9 protein-coding genes and 1 pseudogene are annotated in these 9162 nt (G+C 72.3%); 4 read left to right on the top strand and 6 right to left on the bottom strand.

Translation table 11 applies throughout. From position 1 onward, the window contains the following. A pseudogene (locus tag D471_RS0116170) lies at positions 1-1491 on the bottom strand (CDP-glycerol glycerophosphotransferase family protein); the annotation flags it as partial. A 340-nt stretch (positions 1492-1831) separates the two neighbouring features. On the opposite strand from D471_RS0116170, the gene D471_RS0116165 reads away from it, so the two are divergent. From D471_RS0116165 to D471_RS0116150, 4 genes are all read left to right on the top strand, one after another. Beyond that, on the top strand, positions 1832-2200 hold the full coding sequence (locus tag D471_RS0116165) for a DUF6703 family protein (protein ID WP_017599587.1): 369 nt from the start codon (positions 1832-1834) through the stop codon (positions 2198-2200). A gap of 126 nt (positions 2201-2326) precedes the next feature. Further along, the gene (locus D471_RS0116160) at positions 2327-3130 is read left to right on the top strand and encodes a metal ABC transporter ATP-binding protein (RefSeq protein WP_017599586.1); all 804 of its coding nucleotides are present in this window, start codon (positions 2327-2329) and stop codon (positions 3128-3130) included. Next, the gene (locus D471_RS0116155; RefSeq protein WP_017599585.1) at positions 3123-4025 is read left to right on the top strand and encodes a metal ABC transporter permease; all 903 of its coding nucleotides are present in this window, start codon (positions 3123-3125) and stop codon (positions 4023-4025) included. The genes D471_RS0116160 and D471_RS0116155 overlap by 8 nt, the downstream gene beginning before the upstream one ends. Next, a complete protein-coding gene (locus tag D471_RS0116150; protein WP_017599584.1) occupies positions 4022-4399 on the top strand; it encodes a Fur family transcriptional regulator in 378 nt (125 codons plus the stop codon). The genes D471_RS0116155 and D471_RS0116150 overlap by 4 nt, the downstream gene beginning before the upstream one ends. A gap of 24 nt (positions 4400-4423) precedes the next feature. Here D471_RS0116150 and D471_RS0116145 read toward each other — a convergent pair whose 3' ends face one another. From D471_RS0116145 to recO, 5 genes are all read right to left on the bottom strand, one after another. After that, positions 4424-5065, bottom strand: coding sequence for a hypothetical protein (locus D471_RS0116145; RefSeq protein WP_017599583.1), 642 nt, complete (start codon positions 5063-5065; stop codon positions 4424-4426). Positions 5066-5511: 446 nt separating this feature from the next. Beyond that, positions 5512-6339, bottom strand: coding sequence for an SGNH/GDSL hydrolase family protein (locus tag D471_RS0116140; RefSeq protein ID WP_017599582.1), 828 nt, complete (start codon positions 6337-6339; stop codon positions 5512-5514). A gap of 75 nt (positions 6340-6414) precedes the next feature. Beyond that, on the bottom strand, positions 6415-7197 hold the full coding sequence (locus D471_RS34665) for an SGNH/GDSL hydrolase family protein (protein WP_051059195.1): 783 nt from the start codon (positions 7195-7197) through the stop codon (positions 6415-6417). Between the two features lie 44 nt (positions 7198-7241). Then, positions 7242-8063, bottom strand: a complete 822-nt coding sequence (locus tag D471_RS0116130; RefSeq protein WP_017599580.1) for an isoprenyl transferase — start codon at positions 8061-8063, stop codon at positions 7242-7244. After that, positions 8060-8791: a DNA repair protein RecO gene (gene recO / locus D471_RS0116125; protein WP_017599579.1), complete on the bottom strand. Its 732-nt coding sequence runs from the start codon at positions 8789-8791 to the stop codon at positions 8060-8062. Before recO ends, D471_RS0116130 begins: the two co-directional genes overlap by 4 nt. Positions 8792-9162 lie beyond the last annotated feature (371 nt).

The following is a 9162-nucleotide window of genomic DNA, read 5'->3' as shown; positions in this document are numbered from 1 at the left end:
CCCGCCGTAGTCGTGGCGGGCGGCGTCGGCGACGTCGGGCAGGCGGTACTCGGCGGCCAGTCGCGTGCGCACGGGCAGGCGGACGCGGCGGCGGGTGTCCGTGTTGACCGCGAAGGCGACGACGTGCTGCTGCCACCGCTTGCGGGCGCGCAGGTGGCGGATGCCGACCCGGCCGCTGATGTGCAGGCGGCCGTCCTCCCAGTGGATGTCCTCGGTCTTCTGGCGGACCTTGAGCTCGTCGTCGAGGCGGTACACCTCGCGGGGGACGGCCTTGCCCGGGTCCTCGGACTCGAAGAAGGGGTAGCGGATGTAGTAGCCCAGCCCGCGCCGGACGACGTCGGCCTTCTTGAGCTCGACGCTGCGCGCGAAGGTGACCACCTCGATGGCGTCGTCCACTCGGCTCTCGCGGACCAGGTGGTAGAGCAGGCGGTGCAGGGCGCGCAGGTTCTTGAGGACGCCGGGTGAGACGTGGTCGAGGTAGCTGTTCAGCAGGGCGACGATGACCGTGCGCACCCCGGGGTCGGCGTCGTCCAGACGCATGACCAAGGCGTGCAGCTCACCCTGGAGCAGGGTGCGGTCCCACAGGTCGCGGTCGGCGGTGGCCAGGCTCTCGGCGAGCTCGCGCATCGCGGTGAGGCGGCGGGTGAGGACGTCGGGGTCCAGGGCGATCGGGGCGCGCTCGCGTTCGCGGATCAGCAGGACGGGCGCGGGCAGGACGTCGACCGCGCGGGCGGCGAGCGCGGCGCGGCGCAGGCCGAGATCGTCGTCCTCGGGGGCCAGTCCCCGGCCGGTGAGGGAGTCCCAGAACTCCCTGCGCCAGAGCTTGTTGCCCAGGGTGCTGTCGGAGGCCAGGGTGGGGACGGCCCGGGGGTCCTCGGCCAGGCGGGCGCGCGTCGCGTACTTGCGGTGGGCCTTGGACTGGGCGGCGCCGAGTTCGTTGAACTGGTAGGCGTTGCCGACGACCAGGTCGGACCGGGTGTCGGCGGCGGTGCGCACGAGGTAGGCCAGGGCGTAGCTGGTCAGGGCGTCGGCGCCGTCGAGGAAGAGCAGGTGCGTGCCCGAGGCCTCGGCAACGCCCCGGGCCCGGGCGGTGGGGCGGTCGGGGGCGGGCTCACCGTCGAGGAGTGTCACCGCGAGTCCGGGTGGCGGGGAGGCCGCGAAGGCCTCGGCGGTGGCGAGGGCGTCCTCGCGCGCGGCCTCGACCGACTCGTCGCTGTCGTCGCCGTCCTCCTCCTGGTCGGCGGAATCGTCGGCGTCGATCTCCTCGGCGTCGTCGGCGTCGGTGTCCGGCCGATCGGCGTGCGCGTCGCCGGGGTCGGTCTCGTGCCCGCCGCGCACCGGGACGAGGACGACCCGCAGGTCCGTGTCCGGACGGGGCTCGGCCACCTCCCCGGAGCGGTCTCCGTCACGTTGGCGCGACAGGGAGTCGAGGCAGTGCTGTAGGTGTGGCTCAGTGACGTCGAACGTCACGATGACGGTGGGTTCGGGCACGGAAGTAGACACACTCCGGAGGGTTCGCTGCGGCGGGCAACGGGCGGGCACCGGCTGACACGGGCCGCTCTGTCAGACGACTACCAACCGAATGTAGATGATCACGGACCCCGAGAGTGCCAGGTCCGAGCCGTTCGACCGGGCGGCCGGACGGCGGGAGGGCGCGCGGCGGCCAGGAAGCGCGCCCGTTCCCGGCGCCGCGCCGGGGACCTGCACTAGGGTCGGGAAGAAGAAGTATCACAGGCGTCGGGGCACCGTGCCCCGCGGAGTGGCGGGCGGGGCGGAGTGCCGGCCGCCGCACCGGCCCGCAGGCCCCCACGGGAACGAGGAACACACGGCGATGGTCCCCCCGGAACACGGTGAAGAACGGCGCCGCGACACCGGCCGCCCCCTCCCCGACGGCGACTCCTTCCAGACCCCCGGCGCCGGTCGGCTGCGCCAGGCGATCGAGGGCCGCAGCGCGGTGCCCCTCGTGTGGCTGTACCAGTGTCCGCGCTGGTTGCCCCCCTTGGGGCTGGGCGCGCTGTTCATCGCCGGCCTCATGGCCCCCTGGTGGCTGGGCGCCCCGTGCCTGCTGCTGATCCTGGTGTTCCTGCTGTGGCTGGCCTACCTGGCGTGGCCGTCCCTGAACGCCCGGCAGCGGGCTCCACGCGTGCTCATGGCCGTGGTCGTGGCGGTACTGGCGGTGGCCCGACTGCTCGGCTTCTGAGACGGAGACCACCTGGCGCCCCCACCGTCCGAGGAAGCGTGCCGGTGGGGTGGAGCACCCTCGACGAACGCCCCGAGCACACCCCTCTTTTTTGACAATCATTTTCATTTTCTCCATACTGAAACCGTGTCAGACCAGATCACACGGGGCGGAGCCCAGACTCCACCCGCCTTCCAGATCGTCGACGCCCGCGTCGCCTACGACGGCGACCCCGTCCTCGACGGCCTGAGCCTCGACGTGGCCGCGGGCCGGACCACGGCCGTGCTGGGCCCCAACGGCTCGGGCAAGTCGACACTGATGCGCGCGATGCTCGGCATCGTGCCGCTCACCTCGGGCGAGGTCCTCCTGCACGGCACACCGCNCACCGCCGGCGGCGCCGTCCCCGCCACGGTGCGCGAGATCGTCGCCTCCGGCCAGGTCGCCGCGCGCGGCCGCCTGTCCCTCTTCCCGAGCCGCTCCGACCGCGCCGCCGTGCACGAGGCCCTGGAGGCGGTCGGCCTGGCCGACCGTGCGCGCGACGCGGTACGCGAGCTCTCCGGCGGACAGCAGCAGCGGGTGCTCATCGCCCGCGCCCTGGCCGGGCGCCCCGACACCTTCGTCATGGACGAGCCCATGGCGGGTGTGGACGCGGAGAACCAGATCGCCCTCGCCAGGACCATCGCCCACCTGCGCGACCGGGGGTCCACCGTGGTCCTGGTGCTGCACGAACTGGGGCCGTTGGAGGACGTCATCGAACGTTCCGTCGTCCTCGGCTCAGGGCGCGTCGTCCACGACGGGGACGCCCCCGCGGCGACCGGCGCCTGTGCCCGGCCCGGCCACGAGCACCAGCACCCCCACCCCGACCCCAACGACCCCGACCCGCGCGCGGCGGCCGCCACGGACGGCGCGCCCGCGGACCTGATCCGACTCGAGGTGCCCGGACGTGACTGAACTGCTCCAGTACGAGTTCATGCGGCGGGCACTCATCGCCGCCGTGCTCGTGGGACTGGTCACACCGGTCATCGGCACGTTCCTCGTCCAGCGCCGTCTGGCGCTGCTCGGCGACGGCATCGGCCACGTGGCGCTCACCGGGGTCGCCCTGGGCCTGCTCACCAGTACCTCCCCCGTGCTCACGGCGGCCGTCGTGGCGACCCTGGGCGCCATCCTCATGGAGCTGGTGCGGGTGCGCACCCGGGCCAGCGGCGAGGTGGCCCTGGCTCTGTTGTTCTACGGCGGGATCGCCGGTGGCGTGCTGCTCATCAACCTCACCCCCGGGGCGAGCAACGCCACCCTCACCTCCTACCTCTTCGGCTCCGTGAGCACGGTCGAGGAGCAGGACCTGTGGTTCGTCGGCGCCCTGGCCGTCGGCGTGGTCGCCGTCGTGGCGCTCTTCGGCCGCGAACTGTTCGTGCTGTGCCAGGACGAGGAGGTGGCCAGGGCCCACGGCCTCCCGGTGCGCTTCCTGAGCGTCCTGCTCGCGGTCACGGCGGCGCTGACGGTCGTCATCGCCATGCGCGTGGTCGGCGTGCTCATGGTGAGCGCGCTGCTCATCGTCCCGGTCGCCGCGGCTCAGCAGCTCACCCGCAGCTTCCGGGTGACCATGGGACTGGCCGTGCTCATCGGTCTGTTCTCCTCGCTCGGCGGCCTGACGACGGCGTTCTACGCGGACCTGGCGCCCGGCGCCACGATCGTCATACTGGCGTTGGCGGTGTTCTGCGTCGCGGTGGCCGTCGGCGGTCTCCTCAACCGTCGGTCACGGAAGGGGGCGCCGGACACCCGTGAACCCGCGGGGGCCGACGCGGCCGGTACGATGCCCCAGACCGATCGGGGGAGGGTGAAGCAATGAGTACACGTCGCGAGACGGTCCGCCAGGCGCTGACCGGGTCCACCGGTTTCCGCAGCGCCCAGGACCTGTACGCGGACCTGCGTGCCGAGGGTTCCAAGATCGGCCTGACCACCGTCTACCGGGCGCTCCAGGCGCTGAGCGACTCCGGTGAGGTGGACGTGCTGCGCACCGACGACGGCGAGGCCGTCTACCGGGCGTGCGACAGCGAACAGCACCACCACCACCTGGTGTGCCGGAAGTGCTCCACGGCGGTGGAGATCGAGGGGCCGGCCGTGGAGAAGTGGGCGGCCGAGGTGGGCGCCAAGCACGGGTTCACCGGGGTGACGCACACCGTCGAGGTGTTCGGCACCTGCGGCGACTGCTCGAAGGCGTGAGCTGACCTGACCGGGGCGCCGGGGTCAGGTGAGTGCCGCCCGAACCTGGCGGCGGCCGGTCTCGCCGCGTGTCCAGAGGTGGAGACGGCGGATTCGCGGTCCCTCGCCGGCGTGGTCGAGCGCCACGCGGACCGCGACGTGTGCGCCCAGAAACCAGCGATTGCAGGGCCCCGAGGCCTCAGCGGCCTCGGTGAGTCCCTCGATCCGGGCCAGTAGGTGATCGGCGATCGCGCCACGGTCGGGACCGGGCGCCCAGGGTTCCAGCGGCCCGGGCCAGGGATCCCAGTGGGACACGTGGTCCAGCAGGGCGTGGTGTTCGATCAGGTGGTAGGTCGACGACGCGATCTCCTGGAAGCGGTCGCCGTATCCGAAGCCGACGCCGACGCGGCGGTCGGTACGCAGCACGTAGGCCACGGGGGACGAGACGTGCTCTCCAACGATGTCGAAGCACCACTCCCGACCGTCGGGCCACATCCGGTCGCCGAGGCTGAGGTCCCACCGGCGCGTGACCTCGTGGACGCCGCCGTCCAGCACGGCTCGACGACGGACGTGGTACTGGAGTCCGCCGAAGCGGGCCGCGAACGCCTCCCGGCGGATCACCAGGCTCATCGGCACCGGCACGGTCCGCCCCGTGCGGTCCCGTGTGCTCAGGAAGTCGGTGGCCACCCGTGGGCGTGGGTCGGGATCACGCCTCGCCGTTCGGGCCAAGAGCTCCCGGGCGCGCTCTGACAGCCCCGTCGGGTCGTCGAGGATGTGCACGCATACTTCCCCGTAAGGTCGTCGCTGGAGTCCAGATCACGGACGGCGGCAGGGTATCGCGAGGCTCGCCGTCCAGGAGCGTCAGCGCCTCCGGAAGCGCCGCCGGCGCCGCCGCGGCCACCCGGCGGCCGGGGAACCGATCCCGGCCAGCTGGGACGACCCGTTCAAGCCCAGCCCCAGGCCGGGGAGGACCCGGGCAGAGCCCAGGCTCCCGCGAGAACGACCGTCACCGAGCCCGGAATCCACGTCCGCGGCCATCGCATGACCGCATGGTGCCGTGCCCGAGTCCACCGGGGCCCGTTCTCCGGAACCGGCCACACCGCCGCGCTCCCCCATCCCGGGAGCGCGGCGGGCTACTCCGCCCGGTCGGAGCGGCGGCAGGGTTCCAGGGTGGGCCGCTTGGGACGCACACCGTCACCGGAGGAACGCCCGGTCAGGCGGCGGTGGATCCACGGCATGAGGAACTCACGCGCCCAGTGCAGGTCCTCCTGACGAGCGGTGCGCCAGTCGCGCGGCTCGGCCGGGGGCCAGGGCTCGTTCCAGTCGCCGTCCACCGGCACGCCCAACACCTCGCACACGCGCAGCGCCAGCCTGCGGTGTCCCTCGGACGACAGGTGGAGACGGTCCCAGTTCCACGCGCGGGCGTCGGAGAGGATCCGCATGCTCCACACGTCCACGACGTCGCAGCCGTACTGGTCCGCCACGTGGCGCATGTGCATGTTGTAGGTGGCGATCTTGCCGCGCAGGTGGCGCATGACCGGCTGCCAGTTGGTGTCGAAGCCGGTGAAGACCACCACGCGCGCCCCCGTGGCGCGGAGCTCGGACACCATCGCCTCGAAGTCGCGCACGACCCGGTCGGGGTCGCTGCCCGGGCGGATGATGTCGTTGCCGCCCGCGCACAGGGTCACCAGGTCGGGAGACATCTCGACGGCTCGGGGCACCTGCTCGGACCGGATCTGGCCGATGAGCCTGCCGCGCACGGCCAGGTTGGCGTAGCGCACCTCACCCACGTGGTCGGCGAGGTGCTCGGCCACGCGGTCGGCCCAGCCGCGGTAGCGGCCGTTGGGCACACTGTCGCTGTCCGGGTACGGGTCGCTCATGCCCTCGGTGAAACTGTCACCGAGGGCCACGTAGGACAGGATGTCCCTGTTCGTGAGGTCACTGCTCCGAAAGCCGCTCATGGTGCACGATGATGCAACTTTGAGCCATGGTTACGCGACAGTAGGTTGATGGTTTGTCCGGTTTTGCGGGGGACGTCACACCGAACCGTGCTCCGCCCGCCCGGCCGTCGCCCGGGTGACCGGCGTCAGTTCGGGGCGTTTGGCGGTGACGTCGTCCCCGGAGGACCGCCCGGTCAGGCGGCGGCCGATCCACGGGGCCAGCGACTCACGGGCCCAGGTCAGGTCGTCGCGACGCGCCTGGGTCCAGCTGATCGACTCCCGCTCCGGCCACGGCTCGTCCCAGCGCCGATCGGTGGGCACCCCGAGGACCTCGGCCACGCGCAGCGCCAGCCTGCGGTGCCCCTCCGGGGACATGTGCAGGCGGTCGGCGTCCCAGGCGCGGGAGTCGGTCAGGGCGCGCATCGACCACTGGTCGACGAGCAGACAGCCGTGGGCGTCGGCGATCGCGCGCACGTTCATGTAGTAGCGGGCGAACAGGCCGATGGTGCCGCGCATGTAGCCGTTGGAGACGTTCACCCCGGTGAAGAGCACGACCTGGCTTCCGACCGCGCGCAACCGGCCCACGGCGTGGTCCAGGACCCGGGCCATGCGCTCGGGGTCGCCGCCGGGGCGCAGCAGGTCGTTGCCGCCCGCGCACAGCGAGACCAGGTCCGGCGCCATGTCCAGGGCGGCGGGCAGCTGGTCGGTGACGATCTGGCGCATGAGCTTGCCGCGCACGGCCAGGTTGGCGTAGCGCACCTCACCCACGTGGTCGGCGAGGTGCTCGGCCACGCGGTCGGCCCACCCCCGGAAGACCCCGTCCGGGTAGGGGTCGCCCACACCCTCGGTGAAGCTGTCGCCCACCGCGACGTAGGACATGCCCGGACGCACGAGCGGGGCGCCGTCCGCGCCCGCCGCCGCGCTCACCTGGCCTCCCCCGGGACCGGGTTGGGCTCGGCGCCGCCGTAGCGGCGGTCGCGGCGCGCGTAGATCTCGCAGGCGCGCCACAGGTCGCGGCGGTCGAAGTCGGGCCAGAGCGTGTCGAGGAAGACGAACTCGGCGTAGGCGGACTGCCAGAGGAGGAAGTTGGAGGTCCGCTGCTCACCGGACGAACGTACGAACAGGTCGACGTCGGGGACCTCCGGCGCGTACAGCTCGCGCGCGATGGCGTCCTCGCTGATCTTCTCCGGGGAGATCCGCCCGTCGGCGGCCTTGCGCGCGAGCGCGCGCACGGCGTCGGTGATCTCGGCCCGGCCACCGTAGTTCACGCAGAACTGGAGGGTGAGCCGGTCGTTGTCGCGCGTCAGCTCCTCGGCTTCCTGGAGCTCCTTGATGACGCTCTTCCACAGTCGGCCGGAGCGCCCGGCCCACTTCACGCGCACGCCGCGGGCGTGCAGCTCGTCGCGGCGGCGTCGGATGGTGTCGCGGTTGAAGCCCATGAGGAAGCGGACCTCGTCGGGCGAGCGCTTCCAGTTCTCCGTGGAGAAGGCGTAGGCCGACAGGTGGGAGACACCCAGTTCCAGGGCGCCCTCGATGACGTCGAAGAGGGAGGACTCCCCGGCCTTGTGCCCCTCGGTGCGGGGCAGGCCGCGCTCCTTGGCCCAGCGCCCGTTGCCGTCCATGACCACGGCCACGTGCTTGGGCACCAGGTCGGCGGGCAGCTCCGGCGGGCGCGCCCCGCTCGGGTGCGGGACGGGCTGGGTGTACTCCCGCCGGTTTCCGGTGTCGAAGCTGAACAGACTCAAGAACGCTCCACGTGCCGCAGTGATCGGATTCCGTTCTCCAGGTGCCACTGTAGGTAGGCCGCGACCAACCCGCTGCACTCGGAACGGTGCCCTCCCCCGCTGGCGTCCGCGCTCTCCCAGTCACCCTCGAGCAGCGCCGTCATCAGGCGGAGCGTCTCGACGGAGGGGTGCACGGCGCCGTGGGGACGGCACACCGAGCAGACCATACCGCCTGCGTGGACCGCGAACGCGCGGTGCTCGCCCCGGCTCCCGCAGCGGGCGCACTCCCCCAGGGCCGGGGCGTACCCGGCGACGGCCAGGGAGCGGAGCAGATAGGCGTCCAACACCAGCCGGGCGTCGTGCGTTCCCTCGCCCAGGACCCGGAGGGCGCCGATGAGCAGGAGGAACTGGCGCAGCGCCGGGTCCTTCTCCACGGCGACGACCTTCTCTGCGGTCTCCAGCATCGCGGTGGCCGCGGTGTAGCGGGCGTAGTCGTGGACGACCGCCTCACCGTAGGAGCGCACGGTCTCGGCCTGGGTGATCACGTCCAGGGTGCGGCCGGTGTAGAGCTGCACGTCGACGTGGGTGCACGGTTCGAGCCGGGCGCCGAAGCGGGACTTGGTGCGGCGCACCCCCTTGCCCACGGCGCGGACCAGTCCGGTACGCCGGGTCAGCAGGGTGACGATGCGGTCGGCCTCGCCCAGTTTCTGGTTGCGCAGGACGACGCCCTCGTCGCGGTAGAGACTCACCCTCCCATTGTCGCGGATGCCACCGACCGACCGGACGCCCGACCTCCCGCCAAGGGGCGGACATGATCAGCTTTATTACGGTTTGAATTCCCTTTTCGAGACATTTGCTCTACTCTCACGCGCTAAGCGCTCCGCGACGGGCTCCCCAGGCCCGAGAGTGGCACCCGGCGTCGAACGAGAGGACACGGGTGGGCCCGAGAGGCGGAGCCGCAGGACCCGGCCGCGCACGCACAGGCGCGGCCGCGGGGATCCCCCGGTGACCGTCCCCACGACACACGGCCACCCCCCATCCGCACCCGCAGGGAAGGTACAGAGCGACATGGCACGAGGCCGCCGAGGCAGGCGCAGGGCGAACGCTCACGGACGGGGAT

Origin of the sequence: Nocardiopsis lucentensis DSM 44048 (assembly GCF_000341125.1) — a bacterium.
In the GTDB taxonomy this organism is placed as follows: Bacteria; Actinomycetota; Actinomycetes; order Streptosporangiales; family Streptosporangiaceae; genus Nocardiopsis; species Nocardiopsis lucentensis.
The sequence above is the reverse complement of the archived record's forward strand: the minus strand, read 5'-3'. Positions and strand labels throughout refer to the sequence as shown.

Excerpts from the sequence above, each read along its gene's own strand:
- D471_RS0116165 (WP_017599587.1), top strand. The coding sequence starts at position 1,832 with ATGGTCCCCCCGGAACACGGTGAAGAACGGCGCCGCGACACCGGCCGC.
- D471_RS0116150 (WP_017599584.1), top strand. The coding sequence starts at position 4,022 with ATGAGTACACGTCGCGAGACGGTCCGCCAGGCGCTGACCGGGTCCACC.
- D471_RS0116140 (WP_017599582.1), bottom strand. The coding sequence starts at position 6,339 with ATGAGCGGCTTTCGGAGCAGTGACCTCACGAACAGGGACATCCTGTCC.
- D471_RS34665 (WP_051059195.1), bottom strand. The coding sequence starts at position 7,197 with ATGTCCTACGTCGCGGTGGGCGACAGCTTCACCGAGGGTGTGGGCGAC.